The organism is Gammaproteobacteria bacterium CG11_big_fil_rev_8_21_14_0_20_46_22, from assembly GCA_002796245.1.
Classification (GTDB): domain Bacteria; phylum Pseudomonadota; class Gammaproteobacteria; order UBA12402; family UBA12402; genus 1-14-0-20-46-22.
Genome location: PCWT01000034.1, coordinates 1 through 15,456 on the forward strand (window position 1 = coordinate 1; position 15,456 = coordinate 15,456).

Annotated in this window: 31 protein-coding genes; all 31 read left to right on the plus strand. The window is 46.4% G+C overall.

What is annotated here, in order from left to right:
* On the plus strand, nucleotides 1–96 hold a 96-nt coding region (locus COV52_04450; protein PIR11305.1), incomplete at its 5' end, for an elongation factor Tu.
* Nucleotides 97–102: 6 nt separating this feature from the next.
* Complete coding sequence (locus COV52_04455) at nucleotides 103–420, plus strand: 30S ribosomal protein S10 (GenBank protein PIR11306.1); 318 nt, start codon at nucleotides 103–105, stop codon at nucleotides 418–420.
* Nucleotides 421–443: 23 nt separating this feature from the next.
* Nucleotides 444–1,097 carry a 50S ribosomal protein L3 gene (locus tag COV52_04460; protein PIR11307.1) on the plus strand — a complete coding sequence of 218 codons (654 nt, stop codon included), beginning with the start codon at nucleotides 444–446 and terminating at the stop codon, nucleotides 1,095–1,097.
* Nucleotides 1,087–1,701 (plus strand): 50S ribosomal protein L4, encoded by a 615-nt coding sequence (locus tag COV52_04465; protein ID PIR11308.1) that lies wholly within the window; start codon nucleotides 1,087–1,089, stop codon nucleotides 1,699–1,701. Before COV52_04460 ends, COV52_04465 begins: the two co-directional genes overlap by 11 nt.
* A complete protein-coding gene (locus COV52_04470) occupies nucleotides 1,698–1,997 on the plus strand; it encodes a 50S ribosomal protein L23 (GenBank protein ID PIR11309.1) in 300 nt (99 codons plus the stop codon). Before COV52_04465 ends, COV52_04470 begins: the two co-directional genes overlap by 4 nt.
* A gap of 11 nt (nucleotides 1,998–2,008) precedes the next feature.
* Nucleotides 2,009–2,836: a 50S ribosomal protein L2 gene (locus COV52_04475; protein ID PIR11310.1), complete on the plus strand. Its 828-nt coding sequence runs from the start codon at nucleotides 2,009–2,011 to the stop codon at nucleotides 2,834–2,836.
* 14 nt (nucleotides 2,837–2,850) lie between these two features.
* Nucleotides 2,851–3,123, plus strand: coding sequence for a 30S ribosomal protein S19 (locus COV52_04480; GenBank protein ID PIR11311.1), 273 nt, complete (start codon nucleotides 2,851–2,853; stop codon nucleotides 3,121–3,123).
* Nucleotides 3,124–3,136: 13 nt separating this feature from the next.
* A complete protein-coding gene (locus COV52_04485; protein ID PIR11312.1) occupies nucleotides 3,137–3,478 on the plus strand; it encodes a 50S ribosomal protein L22 in 342 nt (113 codons plus the stop codon).
* On the plus strand, nucleotides 3,478–4,185 hold the full coding sequence (locus tag COV52_04490; protein ID PIR11313.1) for a 30S ribosomal protein S3: 708 nt from the start codon (nucleotides 3,478–3,480) through the stop codon (nucleotides 4,183–4,185). The genes COV52_04485 and COV52_04490 overlap by 1 nt, the downstream gene beginning before the upstream one ends.
* The gene (locus COV52_04495; protein ID PIR11314.1) at nucleotides 4,185–4,598 is read left to right on the plus strand and encodes a 50S ribosomal protein L16; all 414 of its coding nucleotides are present in this window, start codon (nucleotides 4,185–4,187) and stop codon (nucleotides 4,596–4,598) included. Before COV52_04490 ends, COV52_04495 begins: the two co-directional genes overlap by 1 nt.
* A gap of 14 nt (nucleotides 4,599–4,612) precedes the next feature.
* A complete protein-coding gene (locus COV52_04500; protein PIR11315.1) occupies nucleotides 4,613–4,807 on the plus strand; it encodes a 50S ribosomal protein L29 in 195 nt (64 codons plus the stop codon).
* On the plus strand, nucleotides 4,807–5,064 hold the full coding sequence (locus COV52_04505; GenBank protein ID PIR11316.1) for a 30S ribosomal protein S17: 258 nt from the start codon (nucleotides 4,807–4,809) through the stop codon (nucleotides 5,062–5,064). The genes COV52_04500 and COV52_04505 overlap by 1 nt, the downstream gene beginning before the upstream one ends.
* Before the next feature lie 98 nt (nucleotides 5,065–5,162).
* Complete coding sequence (locus COV52_04510; GenBank protein PIR11317.1) at nucleotides 5,163–5,528, plus strand: 50S ribosomal protein L14; 366 nt, start codon at nucleotides 5,163–5,165, stop codon at nucleotides 5,526–5,528.
* A gap of 11 nt (nucleotides 5,529–5,539) precedes the next feature.
* Complete coding sequence (locus COV52_04515; GenBank protein ID PIR11318.1) at nucleotides 5,540–5,905, plus strand: 50S ribosomal protein L24; 366 nt, start codon at nucleotides 5,540–5,542, stop codon at nucleotides 5,903–5,905.
* Between the two features lie 14 nt (nucleotides 5,906–5,919).
* Nucleotides 5,920–6,471, plus strand: a complete 552-nt coding sequence (locus tag COV52_04520) for a 50S ribosomal protein L5 (GenBank protein PIR11319.1) — start codon at nucleotides 5,920–5,922, stop codon at nucleotides 6,469–6,471.
* Between the two features lie 3 nt (nucleotides 6,472–6,474).
* A complete protein-coding gene (locus COV52_04525) occupies nucleotides 6,475–6,780 on the plus strand; it encodes a 30S ribosomal protein S14 (protein ID PIR11320.1) in 306 nt (101 codons plus the stop codon).
* 12 nt (nucleotides 6,781–6,792) lie between these two features.
* Nucleotides 6,793–7,188 (plus strand): 30S ribosomal protein S8, encoded by a 396-nt coding sequence (locus COV52_04530; GenBank protein ID PIR11321.1) that lies wholly within the window; start codon nucleotides 6,793–6,795, stop codon nucleotides 7,186–7,188.
* Between the two features lie 9 nt (nucleotides 7,189–7,197).
* Nucleotides 7,198–7,773 carry a 50S ribosomal protein L6 gene (locus COV52_04535; GenBank protein ID PIR11322.1) on the plus strand — a complete coding sequence of 192 codons (576 nt, stop codon included), beginning with the start codon at nucleotides 7,198–7,200 and terminating at the stop codon, nucleotides 7,771–7,773.
* An 11-nt stretch (nucleotides 7,774–7,784) separates the two neighbouring features.
* Nucleotides 7,785–8,135 carry a 50S ribosomal protein L18 gene (locus COV52_04540; protein PIR11323.1) on the plus strand — a complete coding sequence of 117 codons (351 nt, stop codon included), beginning with the start codon at nucleotides 7,785–7,787 and terminating at the stop codon, nucleotides 8,133–8,135.
* A gap of 16 nt (nucleotides 8,136–8,151) precedes the next feature.
* Entirely contained in the window at nucleotides 8,152–8,652 is a 501-nt protein-coding gene (locus COV52_04545) for a 30S ribosomal protein S5 (protein ID PIR11324.1), read from the plus strand.
* Between the two features lie 4 nt (nucleotides 8,653–8,656).
* A complete protein-coding gene (locus tag COV52_04550; GenBank protein PIR11325.1) occupies nucleotides 8,657–8,842 on the plus strand; it encodes a 50S ribosomal protein L30 in 186 nt (61 codons plus the stop codon).
* A 1-nt stretch (nucleotide 8,843) separates the two neighbouring features.
* Nucleotides 8,844–9,278, plus strand: coding sequence for a 50S ribosomal protein L15 (locus COV52_04555; GenBank protein PIR11326.1), 435 nt, complete (start codon nucleotides 8,844–8,846; stop codon nucleotides 9,276–9,278).
* Nucleotides 9,279–9,280: 2 nt separating this feature from the next.
* Nucleotides 9,281–10,609, plus strand: coding sequence for a preprotein translocase subunit SecY (locus COV52_04560; protein PIR11327.1), 1,329 nt, complete (start codon nucleotides 9,281–9,283; stop codon nucleotides 10,607–10,609).
* Between the two features lie 15 nt (nucleotides 10,610–10,624).
* Nucleotides 10,625–10,738, plus strand: a complete 114-nt coding sequence (gene rpmJ, locus COV52_04565) for a 50S ribosomal protein L36 (GenBank protein ID PIR11328.1) — start codon at nucleotides 10,625–10,627, stop codon at nucleotides 10,736–10,738.
* A gap of 149 nt (nucleotides 10,739–10,887) precedes the next feature.
* Nucleotides 10,888–11,232: a 30S ribosomal protein S13 gene (locus tag COV52_04570; protein ID PIR11329.1), complete on the plus strand. Its 345-nt coding sequence runs from the start codon at nucleotides 10,888–10,890 to the stop codon at nucleotides 11,230–11,232.
* Nucleotides 11,233–11,258: 26 nt separating this feature from the next.
* Entirely contained in the window at nucleotides 11,259–11,654 is a 396-nt protein-coding gene (locus COV52_04575; GenBank protein ID PIR11330.1) for a 30S ribosomal protein S11, read from the plus strand.
* Nucleotides 11,655–11,670: 16 nt separating this feature from the next.
* On the plus strand, nucleotides 11,671–12,291 hold the full coding sequence (locus COV52_04580) for a 30S ribosomal protein S4 (GenBank protein PIR11331.1): 621 nt from the start codon (nucleotides 11,671–11,673) through the stop codon (nucleotides 12,289–12,291).
* 17 nt (nucleotides 12,292–12,308) lie between these two features.
* Nucleotides 12,309–13,298 (plus strand): DNA-directed RNA polymerase subunit alpha, encoded by a 990-nt coding sequence (locus tag COV52_04585; protein PIR11332.1) that lies wholly within the window; start codon nucleotides 12,309–12,311, stop codon nucleotides 13,296–13,298.
* A gap of 11 nt (nucleotides 13,299–13,309) precedes the next feature.
* Nucleotides 13,310–13,681 (plus strand): 50S ribosomal protein L17, encoded by a 372-nt coding sequence (gene rplQ, locus COV52_04590; protein PIR11333.1) that lies wholly within the window; start codon nucleotides 13,310–13,312, stop codon nucleotides 13,679–13,681.
* Nucleotides 13,682–13,749: 68 nt separating this feature from the next.
* The gene (locus COV52_04595) at nucleotides 13,750–14,889 is read left to right on the plus strand and encodes a hypothetical protein (GenBank protein PIR11334.1); all 1,140 of its coding nucleotides are present in this window, start codon (nucleotides 13,750–13,752) and stop codon (nucleotides 14,887–14,889) included.
* Nucleotides 14,890–14,903: 14 nt separating this feature from the next.
* The gene (locus COV52_04600; GenBank protein PIR11335.1) at nucleotides 14,904–15,257 is read left to right on the plus strand and encodes a hypothetical protein; all 354 of its coding nucleotides are present in this window, start codon (nucleotides 14,904–14,906) and stop codon (nucleotides 15,255–15,257) included.
* The last annotated feature ends 199 nt before the right edge of the window (nucleotides 15,258–15,456 follow it).

Here is a 15,456-nt window from a genome sequence, read left to right on the forward strand (position 1 = left end):
ATTGCACCGATTGCGATGGACGAAGGTTTGCGCTTTGCGATTCGTGAAGGTGGTCGTACCGTCGGCGCCGGTGTTGTGGTTAAAATTACAGAGTAAGGCATTATGGCAGAAAAAAGGCAACGTATTCGTATCCGGTTAAAAGCGTTCGATCATCGCTTGATTGATAAATCAACGAGCGAGATTGTTGAAACGGCTAAGCGTACTGGCGCGCAAATTTGCGGTCCAATTCCTTTGCCCACTCGCAAAGAACGTTTCACGGTATTGATTTCACCTCACGTCAATAAAGACGCACGTGATCAATATGAAATTCGCACACACAAACGTATGGTCGATATTATCGGCCCAACTGATAAAACAGTTGATGCTTTGATGCGTTTGGATCTTGCAGCAGGTGTCGACGTCGAAATCGTCGTTGACTAAGAGAAATAAGAGGTTATAGAAACATGGCACTTGGATTAATAGGCCGAAAATGTGGAATGACACGTATCTTCACTGAAAGTGGCGAGTCGATTCCTGTGACGGTGGTTTCAGTAGCGCCGAACCACGTGGTTCAAGTTAAAACACTTGAGTCAGATGGTTACAACGCACTACAAGTCGGTGCGGGTGTGGCAAAGCCACAGCGTTTAACAAAAGCTGAGTTGGGTCATTTTGCTAAGGCAACGGTTGAGCCTGCAACGTCTTTGCGTGAATTTCGTGTAAACGAAGGTCATGAACATAAAATTGGTGATGAATTAACAGTAGAGTTATTTCAAGCAGGCCAGAAAGTTGACGTCAGTGGCGTCAGCAAAGGTAAAGGCTTCCAGGGCGGTATTAAACGTCACAACTTTACTATGCAAGATGCGACTCACGGTAACTCTGTGTCTCACCGTGCGATTGGTTCAACGGGTCAAAACCAAACACCAGGTCGTGTTTTCAAAGGTAAGAAAATGCCTGGCCAAATGGGTAACAAAAACCGAACTGCACCTATGCTAGAGGTGGTAAAAATTGACGTTGAACGTCGTTTACTACTCATTAAGGGTGCGGTGCCAGGTTTTGCCGGTGGTGAAGTCGTTGTTACACCAGCGGCTAAAGCAAAAGAGGTGAACAATGCAGCTTAATGTCCTAGAAAAAGGCACAGCCAAAACAACAGTTGATGTTGCTGAGCTCGTTTTTGATCGTGAATACAACGAAGGGTTGATTCACCAAGTGATTGTTGCGCAGATGGCTGGCGAACGCCAAGGCTCTAAAGCGCAAAAAACACGGGCTGAAGTTAGTGGTGGTGGCATTAAGCCATGGCGCCAAAAAGGTACGGGTCGTGCGCGTGCCGGTAGTATCCGCAGCCCAATCTGGGTTGGCGGCGGTAAATCGTTTGCAGCCAAGCCTCGTAGCTTCAAGCAAAAGGTAAACCGTAAAATGCACCGTGCTGCGATGTGTGCCATGTTGTCTGAAATGGTTCGTCAAGAGCGCTTGCTTATCGTTGAAGACATTCGGTTGACTGACCATAAAACCAAAGGTCTTATGGCGAAATTGAATGAATTGAACGTTAACGATGTGTTGATGGTCGTTGAACACGCTGATGAAAACTTGTTGTTGGCCTCGCGCAACCTTCATAACGTTGCGGTGATCGATGCTCAAGCGGTTGATCCTTTGGCGTTAATCAGCTTTGAGAAAACCGTGATCACAGTCGCTGCCCTGAAACAACTTGAGGAGCGCTTGTCATGAATCAAGAACGTTTAATGAAAGTTATTTTTGGTCCGCTTGTGACTGAAAAGTCGCAGATGGCTGCTGAAAAGCATAACCAAGTGACATTTAGAGTCGCTCGTGATGCGAATAAGCACGAAATCAAACAAGCGGTTGAGTTGTTATTTAAAGTCGAAGTGGAAAACGTTCAAGTTGCCAACGTAAAAGGTAAAATTAAACGTTTCGGTGGTCGTCTAGGTCGCCGTAACCACTGGAAAAAAGCGTATGTGTCATTGGCTGAAGGTCAAGATATCAACTTTGGCGCGCTAGAAGGTTAAGGAGTGGTTTAATGCCTGTAGTCAATACAAAACCCACATCGCCAGGTCGTCGGTTTGTCACAAAAGTGGTTCATCCTCACCTGCATAAAGGTGAGCCGTATAAGCCTTTGTTGGAAAAGGTTAAGAAAAATGGTGGTCGTAATAACAACGGTCGCGTGACTGTCCGCCACGTGGGTGGTGGTCATAAGCAGCGTTACCGTTTAATCGATTTTAAACGTAACAAAGACGGTATTGTTGCGGTTGTTGAGCGTATTGAATACGATCCAAACCGTACAGCGCACATTGCTTTGCTGAAATATGCAGATGGTGAACGTCGCTACATCATTGCACCTAAAGATTTGCGTGCCGGTGATGAGGTGCAAAGTGGTGCTGAGGCGCCAATTAAGCCAGGCAATACTTTACCGTTGAGTATTATTCCTGTCGGTAGCATGATCCACTGTGTTGAGATGAAGCCTGGCAAGGGTGCTCAGTTGGCCCGTAGTGCGGGTGCTTCGGTCCAGTTACTGGCTCGTGAAGGTCGCCATGTCACATTGAAATTGCGTTCAGGTGAATTGCGTAAAGTATTGGTTGATTGCCGTGCAACATTGGGTGAAGTCTCAAACTCAGAGCATAACCTACGAAGCTTGGGTAAAGCCGGTGCGAAACGCTGGCGTGGTGTTCGCCCAACCGTTCGCGGCGTGGCAATGAACCCTGTTGACCATCCACACGGTGGTGGTGAAGGCCGTACATCAGGTGGCCGTCATCCGGTATCGCCTTGGGGTACGCCGACTAAAGGTTACAAAACGCGTCGTAACAAACGTACGAACAAGTTGATCGTTCGTCGACGCGATAAGAAATAGTGGGAGATAAATAAGTGACACGTTCAAGTAAAAAAGGCCCTTTTGTTGATGCAAATTTGCTCAAAAAAGTTGATGGGGCTGATCGTAGCAAAAAGCAAGTCATTAAAACACGCTCACGTGCTTCAATGATTCTGCCTGATTTTGTGGGTTTAACGATTGCTGTGCACAACGGTCGTGAGTTTGTCCCTGTTTTGGTTGGCGAGGACATGGTAGGTCATAAGTTAGGTGAATTTGCGCCTACACGAACTTTCCGTGGTCACGCAGCTGATAAGAAAACGAAGAAGTAAGGTGAGGTTAGCGATGGAAGTTTCTGCAAAATACAAATACGCTCGCTTTTCAGCGCAAAAGGCTCGCCTCGTTGCTGATCAAGTGCGTGGTTTGTCGGTTGAGCAAGCGTTAGATCTTTTAGCGTTTAGCCCAAAGCGTGCGGCTAAAGCGGTTAAGCAAGTCTTGGAGTCTGCGATTGCCAATGCTGAGCATAACAATGGCATGGACATTGATGAGTTGAAAATTTCAGCCATCTATGTTGACGAAGGACCAACGTTAAAGCGTATGCGTGCTCGTGCTAAAGGCCGTGGCGCCCGCATTTTAAAGCGCATGTGTCATATTACTGTGAAAGTATCAGATGGAGAGAGTCACTAATGGGTCAAAAAGTTAATCCTACCGGTATCCGCTTAGGCATCATTAAAGAATCGTCTTCACGCTGGTATGCAACAACGAAAGAGTTTGCAAGCCACTTGTATGAAGATCTTCAAGTTCGCCGTTTGTTGAAAAAACACTTGGCGCGTGGCGTTGTGGGTCGCGTGGATATCGAGCGTCCAGCTAAAAACGCTAAAATCACCATTCATACTTCTCGCCCTGGCGTGATTATTGGTAAAAATGGTCAAGATGTTGAGATCTTGCGTAATAAAATCGGCCATATGTTGAATGTGCCTGTGCATATCAATATTGAAGAAATTCGCAAACCTGATTTGGATGCGAAGCTTGTTGCTGAAAGCATCGCGATGCAGCTTGAAAAGCGTGTTTCGTTTCGTCGTGCAATGAAGCGCTCTGTTCAAAACACTATGCGCGCAGGTGCCTTGGGCATCAAGGTTTGTGTTGGTGGTCGTTTGGGCGGCGCTGAGATTGCTCGTAGCGAATGGTATCGTGAAGGCCGTGTGCCTTTGCACACTTTCCGTGCTGATATCGATTACGCAACAGCGCGGGCTAACACGACATACGGTGTGATCGGCGTGAAGATTTGGATTTTTAAAGGCGAAGTCACGGGTGAAGGCCTGCCGGCAGGAGCTGCTGCAGTTGAGCAAGCCCCGAGAGCCAAGCCTAAGAAACGTGGTGGGAGATCAGAATAATGTTGCAACCAAAACGTAGAAAATTCCGTAAGGATTTTAAAGGTAAAAACCGTGGGTTAGCTTTGCGCGGTAATAAGGTCAGCTTTGGTCGCTTTGGTCTTCAATCAACCGGCCGTGGCCGATTGACGGCGCGTCAAATTGAAGCCGCTCGTCGTGCTTTAACGCGTTACATGAAGCGTGGCGGTAAAGTATGGATTCGTGTGTTTCCAGACAAGCCGATTTCAAAGAAGCCTTTGGAAGTCCGTCAAGGTAAAGGTAAAGGTAGCGTAGAATACTGGGTGGCGTTGATTCAGCCGGGTCGTATGCTATTTGAAGTCGAAGGCGTGAGCGAAGAAGTGGCGCGTGAAGCGTTTCGCTTAGCCGCAAACAAACTACCGTTTGCGACCACGTTTGTCGAAAGAACGTTGATGTAAGGTGAGGTTTTAAAATGAAAGCAGCTGATTTAAGAAAAAAATCTGTGCCTGAGTTGAAAGAAGAGTTATTGGCGTTGGTCCGTGAGCAATTCAATTTACGAATTCAGCGCGCCACTGGCCAGCTTAACAAAACACATTTGTTGAAAAATGTGCGCCGCAGTATTGCGCGTGTTAAGACACTCATTAATGAGCAAGAAGGTAAGAAGTGATGGAAAAGCAAAAAGTACAACGCGAATTACAGGGCCGCGTGGTCAGTGACAAAATGGATAAGGGTGCTGTTGTGATGGTAGAGCGCCGCGTTAAGCACCGCCTTTACCCTAAAATCATCACTCGCTCAAAAAAATACCACATCTGTGACCCACAGAATACCTGTGGTTTGGGTGATTTGGTGCGTATCCGTGAGGGCCAAAAGGTCTCTAAGACCATTGCTTGGCATTTCGTGGAAGTGATTGAAAAAGCGAAGTAATAGTTTAAAAAAACGTGCACTTAAGCGCGTGTTGGTGTTATAATCGCGGGCCTTTTTGAGGGGGCGCGATAATCGCCTTAATTTTGGAGAGTTTAGACATGATTCAGATGCAAACAGTCCTCGATGTTGCAGATAACAGTGGTGGACGACGTGTCATGTGTATTAAGGTCCTTGGTGGCTCACACCGCCGTTACGCGGCTATTGGTGATGTGATCAAGGTGAGCGTTAAAGAAGCTAACCCTCGTGGTCGTGTCAAAAAAGGTGAAGTGTACAACGCGGTTGTTGTCCGTACGAAAAGCGGTGTTCGTCGTCAAGACGGTTCATTGATTAAGTTCGATGACAACGCAGTGGTTATTTTGAATAACCAATTGCAACCGATAGGTACTCGTATTTTCGGTTCAATCACGCGTGAGTTGCGTGAAAACTACATGAAAATTATTTCATTGGCAGAAGAAGTGTTGTAAGAGGTTTTACTATGCCAGCGGTTAAAGCAAAACAAGCAGTAAAATGCAAAATCAAAAAAGGCGACGAAGTTATTTTGATCGCCGGTAAAGACAAAGGTAAGCGCGGAAAAGTTAAGCAAGTAAAACGTTTAGCTGATGGCCGCGTTAAATTGCTCGTCGACGGCGTTAACATGGTGAAAAAACATGTTAAGCCTAACCCTAACACAGGGGAGCAAGGTGGTGTTCAGTCTCGCGAAGCGTTTTTAGATGTGTCAAACGTCAAAGCTTATAACGCTACTGCGAACAAAGGCGACCGTATCGGCTACCGTGTGTTGGAAGACGGTAAAAAAGTTCGTTATTACAAATCGACAGGCGATGTCGTTAGTTCAGACGTATAAAAGGTTGATAAGAAATGGCTAGATTGCAAGATACATACCGCTCTGAGATCGTTAAAAGCTTACAAGAGCGTTTTAGCTACAAAAGCGTGATGGAAGTGCCTAAGGTGACGAAGGTGACTTTGAACATGGGTTTGGGTGAGGCGATCACTGATAAAAAAGCGCTTGAAAACGCACTCAGTGATATGGAAAAAATCGCTGGTCAAAAACCCGTGGTCACAAAAGCCCGTAAGTCAATCGCCGGTTTTAAATTGCGGGATGGTTACCCAGTGGGCTGCAAAGTGACGTTGCGCGGCAAAAGAATGTATGAATTCTTAGATCGATTGATCAATATCTCAATTCCTCGTATTCGTGACTTCCGTGGCTTCTCGGCTAAGTCATTTGATGGCCGCGGTAATTACAGCTTAGGCATCAAAGAGCAAATCGTATTCCCAGAAATTGATTACGATAAAATTGATAAATTACGTGGTTTAGATATCACTATCACGACCACAGCGAAAACAAACGAGGAGGGCGTGGCTTTATTGAGCGCGTTTAACTTCCCATTGAAAGAAAAGGTTGAGGGCTAATCGATGGCAAAAATTTCAATGAAACAGCGTGAATATAAGCGAATCAGAACGGTCGCTAAATTCAGCAAAAAGCGTGAAGCTTTGCGTGCAGAATTGAAAGAAGCGTTTAAATCTGATGAGGGCGCTTTTGAAGTTCAATTGGAAATGCAAAAATTGCCTCGTAATGCTTCGCCTATCCGTGTTCGTCGTCGTTGCCAAGTTTGTGGCCGCCCACACGGTGTGTTTCGTAAATTTGGTTTGTGTCGTATTTGCATTCGTAAATATGGCATGCGTGGTTTAATCCCAGGCTTAGAAAAAGCAAGTTGGTAAAGGGCTAGACTTATGAGTATGCAAGATCCAATTGCTGATATGTTAACGCGAATTCGTAACGCGCAAGCGATGACGAAATCACACGTATCAATGCCACATTCGAAAGCGAAAGCTGCGATTGCAAACGTGTTGGCAGATGAAGGTTACATTATCGGCTTTAAAAAAGAAGATGAAGATGGCAAGTCAGCATTGGTTGTTGAGTTGAAGTATTACGAAGGTAGGCCGGTGATTGAGAAGCTTTCTCGCGCCAGTAAGCCTAGTAGTCGCGTCTATCGCACTGCGAAAGATTTGCCAACCGTATTAGGCGGCTTGGGTGTGGCGATTGTTTCCACATCAAAAGGTGTCATGAGCGACCGTGTTGCGCGTAAATTAGGCGTTGGCGGTGAAGTTCTGTGCTTTGTGGAGTAGAGGTTAACTATGTCTAGAGTTGCGAAAAATCCGATTCAATTGCCTTCAGGCGTCGAAGTCGCGTTGACAGGTCAAGCCTTGAAAGTCAAAGGCCCTAAAGGCGAGCTTCATTTTGACATCGACAATGATGTTCAAATGCACCAAGACGGTCAAGAGCTTACGTTCACTTGGTCAGATGATGATTCAAAGCATGCCAAGCGCTCGGGTTCAAAGAACAAGGTAAAGAAAAACGTTGTAGCCTTAGCAGGTACAACTCGTGCCATCGTTAATAATATGGTTATGGGTGTCAGCCAAGGGTTTCAACGCTCATTGAAAATGGTCGGCGTGGGTTACCGTGCTCAGGCGCAAGGTAACAAATTGAATGTGTCTGCCGGTTTTTCTCACCCTGTGGTGTTTGATGTGCCACAAGGCATCACCATTGAAACACCGTCACAAACTGAAATTGTGATCAAAGGTATCGACAAACAATTGGTTGGTCAGGTAGCGGCTAACATTCGTGGTATTCGTCCACCTGAGCCTTACAAAGGTAAAGGTATTCGTTACACGGATGAGCACGTTGCTATTAAAGAAACCAAGAAAAAGTAAGGTGAACTGAAATGATTTCTAAAAAAATTGCAAGATTACGTCGGGCGAAGAAGTCACGCGGTAAAATTGCCCGCCTTGATGCTTCACCACGTTTAAGTGTTTACCGCTCTAATCAGCATGTTTATGCGCAAGTATTAACGGCTGACGGTTCGAAAGTGTTGGCACAAGCTTCAAGCTTGGACAAAGCGGTATCTACAGATGGCGACGGTAAAGCGACAGCGACAGCCGTCGGCCGCACAGTGGCTGAACGTGCAAAAGCGGCTGGTGTTTCAAAAGTCGCATTTGATCGTTCGGGATATCGTTATCACGGTCGTGTCAAAGCGTTGGCTGATGGCGCTCGTGAAGCTGGTTTAGACTTTTAATGAATGGGATTGAGTGATGAGTAACCCACAAGCAGAAAACGTATTAGATAGTCGTGTGGTCGATATTCGCCGTACGACGAAAGTGGTTAAGGGCGGTCGTGACTTTAGCTTTTCAGCAACCGCAGTGGTTGGTGATGGTAGTGGCACTGTGGGCTATGGTCGTGGTAAAGCCAAAGAGGTGACGATTGCGATTCAAAAGGCCACAGACAGCGCGCGTCGCAACATGAAAAAAATTGGTTTAACACAAGATGGCACGATTCATCACCGGATCGTGGTTTCTCACGGTGCGACAGAAGTCATGATGAAGCCTGCTGCAGGTGGTACCGGTATTATTGCCGGTGGTGCGATGCGCGACGTGTTTGAAGTGTTGGGTATGCACAACGTGTCTGCCAAAATTACAGGTTCAGCGAACCCAACAAACGTGGTCATTGCTACGATCAAAGGTCTGGCTGAGATGAAAACCCCTGAATCTATCGCGGCAAAGCGCGGTAAGTCAGTGAAACAGATTGTGGAGTAAGGTCATGAGCGTGAAAAAACTCCGAGTCAAATTAGTTAAAAGTACTAACGGACGCATCGAAGCTCACAAGGCTTGTGTGCGTGGTTTGGGCTTGCGCCGTATGCACCACAGTGTTGAAGTGGCAGCAACCCCTGAAAACGTCGGTATGATCAACAAGGTTTCATACCTGTTAGCTGTTGAGGAAGTGTGATATGCGTTTAAATACGATTAAGCCTGCTGAAGGCTCAAAACACAGCGCAAAGCGAGTGGGTCGTGGTATTGGTTCAACCTTAGGTAAAACCTGTGGTCGCGGCCACAAAGGTCAGCACTCTCGTTCTGGCGGTTACCGTAAAGTCGGTTTCGAAGGCGGTCAAATGCCTTTGCAACGTCGTTTGCCAAAATTTGGTTTCCGTTCACGTATTGCACGCTTGTCAGCCGAAGTTCGTTTGTCAGAAATCAATCTTTTGCCTGCTGGCGAAGTTAGCTTGAGCGTACTAAAAGAAGCAGGCTTTGTTTCTCACGTGGCTGAGAAGGTGAAAATCATCGCTTCAGGTGAAGTGAGCAATGCGTACACGATTGCTGCTGATGTTGCAGTGACTAAAGGCGCGCGCGAAGCGATCGAAGCATGCGGAGGCAAGGTTGCGTAAGCATGGCTAATCCGAGTTTAGGCGTTAAATCGGCAATGAAATCAGGCGGCTTAAAAGAATTAAAAAGCCGCTTTATCTTTTTATTGGTTGCCATTTTAGTCTTTCGTTTAGGCTCGTATATTCCTGTGCCTGGTGTTGACCCTGTTAAGCTCGCGCATATGTTCCAGCAGCACTCCGGCGGTATTTTTAGTCTATTCAATATGTTCTCAGGTGGCGCATTACGCCGCTTTACCGTATTTGCCTTAAGTGTGATGCCGTATATCTCGGCGTCTATCATTGTGCAGTTGTTCACTTCGATTATCCCTTCTTTAGAGCAACTCAAGAAAGAAGGTGAGTCAGGCCAGCGAAAAATTAACCAATACACACGTTACGGCACCGTTGTTTTGGCCGCTTTTCAGGCCTTGGGTATTTCTAAAATGTTGTCCGCTTCTGGCGTGGTGATTGATCCGGGTTCTGCTTTTTATGTGACGGCGACTATTACCTTGGTGACCGGTACGTTGTTTTTGATGTGGTTAGGTGAGCAAGTCACGGAATACGGTATTGGTAACGGTGTTTCCATGATCATTTTCGCGAACATTATCTCGGGTTTGCCGGGTGCGCTCGGTCGTGTTTTGGTGCAAGTTCGCCAAGGTCAAATGGAAATGTTGACCCTATTGCTTATTGTTGCTCTGATTGTCGTGGTCACGGCTGTCGTCGTGTTTGTTGAACGCGGCCAGCGCCGCATTAAGATCAACTACCCACAGCGCCAGCAAGGTCGTCGCATGTACGCGGCTCAAAGCACGCATTTACCTTTAAAAATTAACATGTCTGGTGTGATTCCGCCGATTTTTGCCTCTGCGATCATTTTGTTCCCAGGCAGTATGCTTCAGTGGTTTGGCCACAGTGCGTCTGGTACAACGTGGTTGGGTGATCTTGCCAATCTTTTGCAGCCGGGCACACCGCTGTATATGATTCTTTATTCTGTCGCTATTTTGTTTTTCTGCTTTTTCTATACAGCGGTGGTGTTTAATCCACAAGAAACCGCTGATAATTTAAAGCGTTCAGGCGCCTTTGTGCCAGGGATTCGCCCAGGCCAGCAAACAGCGAAATACATTGATTTGGTGATGTCTCGCTTGACCTTGTTTGGCGCTATCTATTTGATTCTTATTTGTTTATTGCCACAAATTTTGATGGATTCATTCAACGTACCGTTCTTTTTTGGCGGCACATCGTTGTTGATTGTGGTGGTGGTCGTGATGGATTTCATGGCCCAGGTTCAGTCGCATTTGATGTCACAGCAATACAGCTCGTTGATGCGAAAAGCGAACCTGAAAGGTAAAAACAAGAAGTGATTTGGGAGATTTGAAATGAAAGTCAGAGCATCCGTGAAAAAGCGCTGCCGTAATTGCAAAATTATCAAGCGTAATGGCATTGTGCGTGTGATTTGTACCGACAAAAAACACAAGCAACGTCAGGGGTAATATCCCTGTTCTTACAAGGACTTAGCGTCCTCGTAAGAACATAAAGAAATTTAAGTGAAAACCATGGTTTTTGCTTGCAAAGCGCTAATCTAAACGGTATCATCGCGACCTTTGCTGCAAAGATCAGAATAAGTGTTAGGAGTAACTCAATGGCGCGTATAGCAGGCGTTAACTTACCTACTAATAAGCATGTGAGCATTGGCTTGACCGCCATTTATGGCATTGGCCGCCCACGCGCTTTAACGATTTGCCAAGGTTTGAGCATAGACCCTCAAACAAAAATCAAAGATTTAGACGAAGCCGACTTAGAACGTCTTCGTACGGCGATCGCTGAATACCAAGTTGAAGGTGACCTTCGTCGTGAAGTCTCAATGAATATCAAGCGATTGATGGAATTGGGCACCTATCGTGGTGTGCGTCATCGTCGTGGTTTACCTTTAAGAGGGCAGCGTACAAAAACCAATGCGCGCACTCGTAAAGGCAAGCGTAAGTAAGTAATAACGATTAAGGTATAGAATGTATGGCAGTTGCAAGTAAGTCAGCCGGACGAAAGAAAAAAGATCGCATTGTTAACGATGGTGTTGTCCACGTCCAAGCAAGTTTCAATAACACATTGCTCACCGTGACAGATCGTCAAGGTAATGCTTTGGTTTGGTCTAGCGCCTCAAAATGTGGCTTTAAAGGCTCACGTAAAAGTACGCCTTATGCAGCACAGATTGCAGGTGAAACTGTGGCGAAAGAAGCCATTGAGCGTTTTCAATTGAAAACAGTCGATGTGAAGGTGAAAGGCCCAGGCCCTGGCCGTGAGTCTGCTGTGCGTGCGCTGCAATCAGCTGGCCTAAAAGTGCTAACGATTGAAGATACGACCGGTATTCCACACAACGGTTGCCGTGACCCTAAAAAACGTCGAGTTTAATGAGAGAGTGTGAATAATGGCAAGAAATTTTAGCCCTCGTGGTCGAATTCAAAAACGAGAACAACAAGATCTAGATTTATTCAGTGGTGTTAAGTCGCTGGAATCAAAACACAAAATTAACGTCATGCCAGGTCAGCATGCGGTTCGTCGCAGCAAATTATCTGACTACGGTAAACAATTGCGTGCAAAACAATTAATCAAGCGTTACTACGGTGTGCTTGAGCGCCAATTCCGTAACTACTTTGGTAAAGCGTTTCAAGCGAAAGGTTCAACAGGCGAAAATTTGTTGATCATGCTTGAGCGTCGTTTGGATAACGTTGTCTACCGTTTGGGCTTAGCTAAAACACGCCGTGAAGCGCGTCAGCTTGTGAGCCACAAAGCCGTGATGGTTAACGGTATCAAAACCAATATTCCTTCATTCCAGGTTTCTGTGGGTGATGTGATTGCTGTGACTGAGAAAGCCAAAAATCAGTTGCGTATTAAAGAGTCGATCGAGCTCGCTAAGCAACGCACAGACGTTGAATGGTTAGACGCTGATTTCACGAAATTTGAAGGTACGGTTAAAGCTTTACCAACACGTGATCAGTTGCCTGCCGAGTTTAATGAACAGCTCGTAGTAGAGCTTTATTCTAAATAAAGGTGAGTGAGGGCACTATGTCAGCAGATCCATATCAGTTTTTAACCCCGAAAAACATTATTGTTAATACGGTCCGAGGTACGCGTTCAGAAGTGGTGCTGGAGCCGTTCGAGCGTGGTTTTGGCCACACACTGGGCCACACATTACGCCGTATTCTATTGTCATCTATGCCGGGTTGTGCGGTGACAGACGTTAAAATTGCAGGCGTTTTGCATGAGTACAGCACCTTAGACGGTGTTCAAGAAGATGTGATTGAAATCTTATTGAACTTGAAAAACTTGGCGATTCGTATGCATGAAGGCCAGCATGCTGTGCTGAAATTATCGAAAACCGAGCCGGGTCCTGTGACTGCAGCCGATATTCAATGCCCACACAATGTAGAAATCGTCAATCCAGAGCATGTTTTAGCGCATCTTCAAGATGGTAAGCTAGAAATGGAAATGAATGTTCGCTTAGGCAAGGGCTATGAGCCGGCCAGCGCGCGCCAATCAAGCGAAGCACAGCAAATCGGTGTTCTTCACTTGGACGCTATTTACAGCCCCGTTAAGCGCGTGTCTTACGCGGTTGAAAGCGCACGTGTTGAGCAACGTACAGATTTGGATAAACTTATTTTAACCATTGAAAGTGATGGCACACTAAACCCTGAAGAAGCTGTGCGCCGTGCCGCCACTATCCTTCAGCAGCAGTTGTCTGCCTTCGTTGACTTAGACAGCAGTATTTTGTCTGAACCTGAGCGTCATGAAGAAGAAATTGATCCTGTCTTGATGCGCCCGGTTGAAGATTTAGAGTTGACTGTGCGTTCGGCTAATTGCTTGAAAGCAGAATCCATTCAATATATCGGTGATTTGGTTCAACGCGCTGAAACCGATTTATTGAAAACCCCTAATCTGGGTAAAAAATCATTGAATGAAATTAAAGATGTATTGGCGGCTCGCGGTATGTCATTAGGCATGCGCCTTGACAGCTGGCCACCATCATTTTTGAAAGTCAAAGACGATAAGAAATAAAGGAAAGCGCTATGCGACATCGTAAAAGTGGTCGACAACTTAATCGAAACAGTAGCCACCGTAGGGCTATGTTTAAAAATATGGCGAGCGATTTTTTGCGCCATGAATTGATTAGCACAACACTCCCTAAGGCGAAGGAGTTGCGTCGTGTGGTTGAGCCTTTGGTAACTTTGGCAAAAAATGATACTGTGGCGAACCGTCGTTTGGCGATGGCACGCTTGGGTGATAAAGAGATCGTTAAAAAGTTGTTTGAAACTATCGGGCCTCGCTCTAAAGCACGCCCAGGTGGTTATATGCGTATCTTGAAAAACGGTTACCGTTTACAGGATAGAGCCCCTATGGCGATCGTTGAACTAGTTGATCGTGAAGAGACTGTTCAATAGTTTCCGTTTTTTTTTTGCTAAAAAAGCCAGCGTTAGTCTGGCTTTTTGTTTGATAGAGAGGACTGATCATGACAAACCCTGTTGTTGATATTTACTTAGAGGCCACGGGCGAACTGGACCCACGCCAACAACGCATCTATTTGCGCGACCCAGCTTTACAGGAAGAGATTGAGCTTAACTCGCCAGCAGCACGGGCGTCTGGGTCGGCAAAGGTAAGCGCTATGTGGCCAGGCCAGGTATTGGGCTATAACCAACACGTGCCGCTAGGTGTGTTAAGTAGAGTTCTAAAGTGCATGCCGCCTGGCGCAATTTTACAGCTCCCCATTTTTGTATGCTTTAGCCAGCGGGCCATAGAGCAACTCGCGGACATGATAAATAAGCGGCGCCCGTTCGTGCAGATTAATCCTAATATGATAGAAAGCGACGTAGCAGCGGGGGCGTTTGCAGCTCTCATGAGGCGCCTTCGTTTCCCAACCGTGATTATACCTCCTGGTATGAAGCTGTCGACTGCACTGCTCTATATAAAAAGGTTGCCTGAAGGTCCACTAAGGTTAGTGCTTCCTCTATCTGAGCCACTTATTGAGGCTTGTTGTGCAGACAGGAAGATTTTGCCTGAGGGCGTGCTGGTGGAGCTTGACCCAGCGATGCCAACTGAGCTTGCAGTGAAGCTTGTACGCGCTTTACGCGCTTTACGGTCATTTTCGGGATTGTGTTTTCCAAAGAATATATCACAAGCCACCGCAATCGCTTGTGCACAGGTCTTAGGGCCGCAAGTGGGATTGTGGGTTGCTCCTGACATGGAGGAGGAGCTTATGGTGGCGGCGATAAAGGCCTTAAATCCTCGCGCAACCTTATGGCTTGATCCTCGGTTTAATGATCATCTAGCGCTTGCAGAGAAATATGTATCTAGCTTACCCCCCGGTGGCAGTGTTTACTTACCTTGCTTTGCGAAACGCGAGTTGATCCTTGCGTGTGCGCAGGCTCTACCGTCAAAGTGTACGCTAGAGCTTTATACTAGGATACCACGAGAGACTGTGCTCGAGTGTGGGCGCTTTACGAAGGGCAACATCAAGTTGGTACCTAATGCTCTGCACGTGTCGGGGTGGTCAGCAGGCAGGTTTTTTTCCAGAGCAGACAGAGCATCACTGCCACCGGCTGCTGCACAAGCATCACCGCCACCGGCGCATTCTGCTGCCCCAGGCAGCTAAATAGCGTTTATCGTATGAAGAATGGGGTGTCTCAAGCCTTTTCAATCATTGATCCCCATGTCCATTTTTGGCGTTTGAATACGGGTTTTAATACTTGGCTTCAAGAAGGGGCGAACCTTTTCCTTGGCGATTATCGCGCCATGGTTAAAGACCATGGGCCGAGCGAGTTTGAACATAACGCCAGGCCTTATGTCATTACACAGTGTGTGCATATTGAGGCAGAAGCCACTGTCTACGCTAAAGCTGAAGCGGATTGGCTGGAGGATTTGGCGCAAAAAACCCCTTTGATCGGCGCTATAGTGGGAGGGGTTGATTTTTTAGCGCACGATTGTGAAGCCTTGTTAGAGCATTATGCTATCCTGCCTTAGTCTCGCGTTACCTCACCCTGCTTTCAGAGCTAAGCGTATCAGAGCAGCAAGCGATTTTTGCAGATAATGCTGCGCGTGTGTATCGCCTGACTTAGAGCCGTAAACGTCTTTTCCCGACTTCCAGATTTTTATGAACAAAATATTTACAGCCCAGTATTTATGCGGTTTTCAAGGCATTTTAAGTTGTTTTTAGTGCGAA

Excerpts from the sequence above, each read along its gene's own strand:
- COV52_04460 (PIR11307.1), top strand. The coding sequence starts at position 444 with ATGGCACTTGGATTAATAGGCCGAAAATGTGGAATGACACGTATCTTC.
- COV52_04545 (PIR11324.1), top strand. The coding sequence starts at position 8,152 with ATGAGTAACCCACAAGCAGAAAACGTATTAGATAGTCGTGTGGTCGAT.
- COV52_04515 (PIR11318.1), top strand. The coding sequence starts at position 5,540 with ATGCCAGCGGTTAAAGCAAAACAAGCAGTAAAATGCAAAATCAAAAAA.
- COV52_04525 (PIR11320.1), top strand. The coding sequence starts at position 6,475 with ATGGCAAAAATTTCAATGAAACAGCGTGAATATAAGCGAATCAGAACG.
- COV52_04550 (PIR11325.1), top strand. The coding sequence starts at position 8,657 with ATGAGCGTGAAAAAACTCCGAGTCAAATTAGTTAAAAGTACTAACGGA.
- COV52_04490 (PIR11313.1), top strand. The coding sequence starts at position 3,478 with ATGGGTCAAAAAGTTAATCCTACCGGTATCCGCTTAGGCATCATTAAA.
- COV52_04555 (PIR11326.1), top strand. The coding sequence starts at position 8,844 with ATGCGTTTAAATACGATTAAGCCTGCTGAAGGCTCAAAACACAGCGCA.
- rpmJ (PIR11328.1), top strand. The coding sequence starts at position 10,625 with ATGAAAGTCAGAGCATCCGTGAAAAAGCGCTGCCGTAATTGCAAAATT.
- COV52_04505 (PIR11316.1), top strand. The coding sequence starts at position 4,807 with ATGGAAAAGCAAAAAGTACAACGCGAATTACAGGGCCGCGTGGTCAGT.
- COV52_04530 (PIR11321.1), top strand. The coding sequence starts at position 6,793 with ATGAGTATGCAAGATCCAATTGCTGATATGTTAACGCGAATTCGTAAC.
- COV52_04470 (PIR11309.1), top strand. The coding sequence starts at position 1,698 with ATGAATCAAGAACGTTTAATGAAAGTTATTTTTGGTCCGCTTGTGACT.
- COV52_04580 (PIR11331.1), top strand. The coding sequence starts at position 11,671 with ATGGCAAGAAATTTTAGCCCTCGTGGTCGAATTCAAAAACGAGAACAA.
- COV52_04510 (PIR11317.1), top strand. The coding sequence starts at position 5,163 with ATGATTCAGATGCAAACAGTCCTCGATGTTGCAGATAACAGTGGTGGA.
- COV52_04600 (PIR11335.1), top strand. The coding sequence starts at position 14,904 with ATGAAGAATGGGGTGTCTCAAGCCTTTTCAATCATTGATCCCCATGTC.
- COV52_04575 (PIR11330.1), top strand. The coding sequence starts at position 11,259 with ATGGCAGTTGCAAGTAAGTCAGCCGGACGAAAGAAAAAAGATCGCATT.
- COV52_04540 (PIR11323.1), top strand. The coding sequence starts at position 7,785 with ATGATTTCTAAAAAAATTGCAAGATTACGTCGGGCGAAGAAGTCACGC.
- COV52_04495 (PIR11314.1), top strand. The coding sequence starts at position 4,185 with ATGTTGCAACCAAAACGTAGAAAATTCCGTAAGGATTTTAAAGGTAAA.
- COV52_04520 (PIR11319.1), top strand. The coding sequence starts at position 5,920 with ATGGCTAGATTGCAAGATACATACCGCTCTGAGATCGTTAAAAGCTTA.
- COV52_04570 (PIR11329.1), top strand. The coding sequence starts at position 10,888 with ATGGCGCGTATAGCAGGCGTTAACTTACCTACTAATAAGCATGTGAGC.
- COV52_04595 (PIR11334.1), top strand. The coding sequence starts at position 13,750 with ATGACAAACCCTGTTGTTGATATTTACTTAGAGGCCACGGGCGAACTG.
- COV52_04455 (PIR11306.1), top strand. The coding sequence starts at position 103 with ATGGCAGAAAAAAGGCAACGTATTCGTATCCGGTTAAAAGCGTTCGAT.
- rplQ (PIR11333.1), top strand. The coding sequence starts at position 13,310 with ATGCGACATCGTAAAAGTGGTCGACAACTTAATCGAAACAGTAGCCAC.
- COV52_04475 (PIR11310.1), top strand. The coding sequence starts at position 2,009 with ATGCCTGTAGTCAATACAAAACCCACATCGCCAGGTCGTCGGTTTGTC.
- COV52_04500 (PIR11315.1), top strand. The coding sequence starts at position 4,613 with ATGAAAGCAGCTGATTTAAGAAAAAAATCTGTGCCTGAGTTGAAAGAA.
- COV52_04535 (PIR11322.1), top strand. The coding sequence starts at position 7,198 with ATGTCTAGAGTTGCGAAAAATCCGATTCAATTGCCTTCAGGCGTCGAA.
- COV52_04485 (PIR11312.1), top strand. The coding sequence starts at position 3,137 with ATGGAAGTTTCTGCAAAATACAAATACGCTCGCTTTTCAGCGCAAAAG.
- COV52_04585 (PIR11332.1), top strand. The coding sequence starts at position 12,309 with ATGTCAGCAGATCCATATCAGTTTTTAACCCCGAAAAACATTATTGTT.
- COV52_04560 (PIR11327.1), top strand. The coding sequence starts at position 9,281 with ATGGCTAATCCGAGTTTAGGCGTTAAATCGGCAATGAAATCAGGCGGC.
- COV52_04465 (PIR11308.1), top strand. The coding sequence starts at position 1,087 with ATGCAGCTTAATGTCCTAGAAAAAGGCACAGCCAAAACAACAGTTGAT.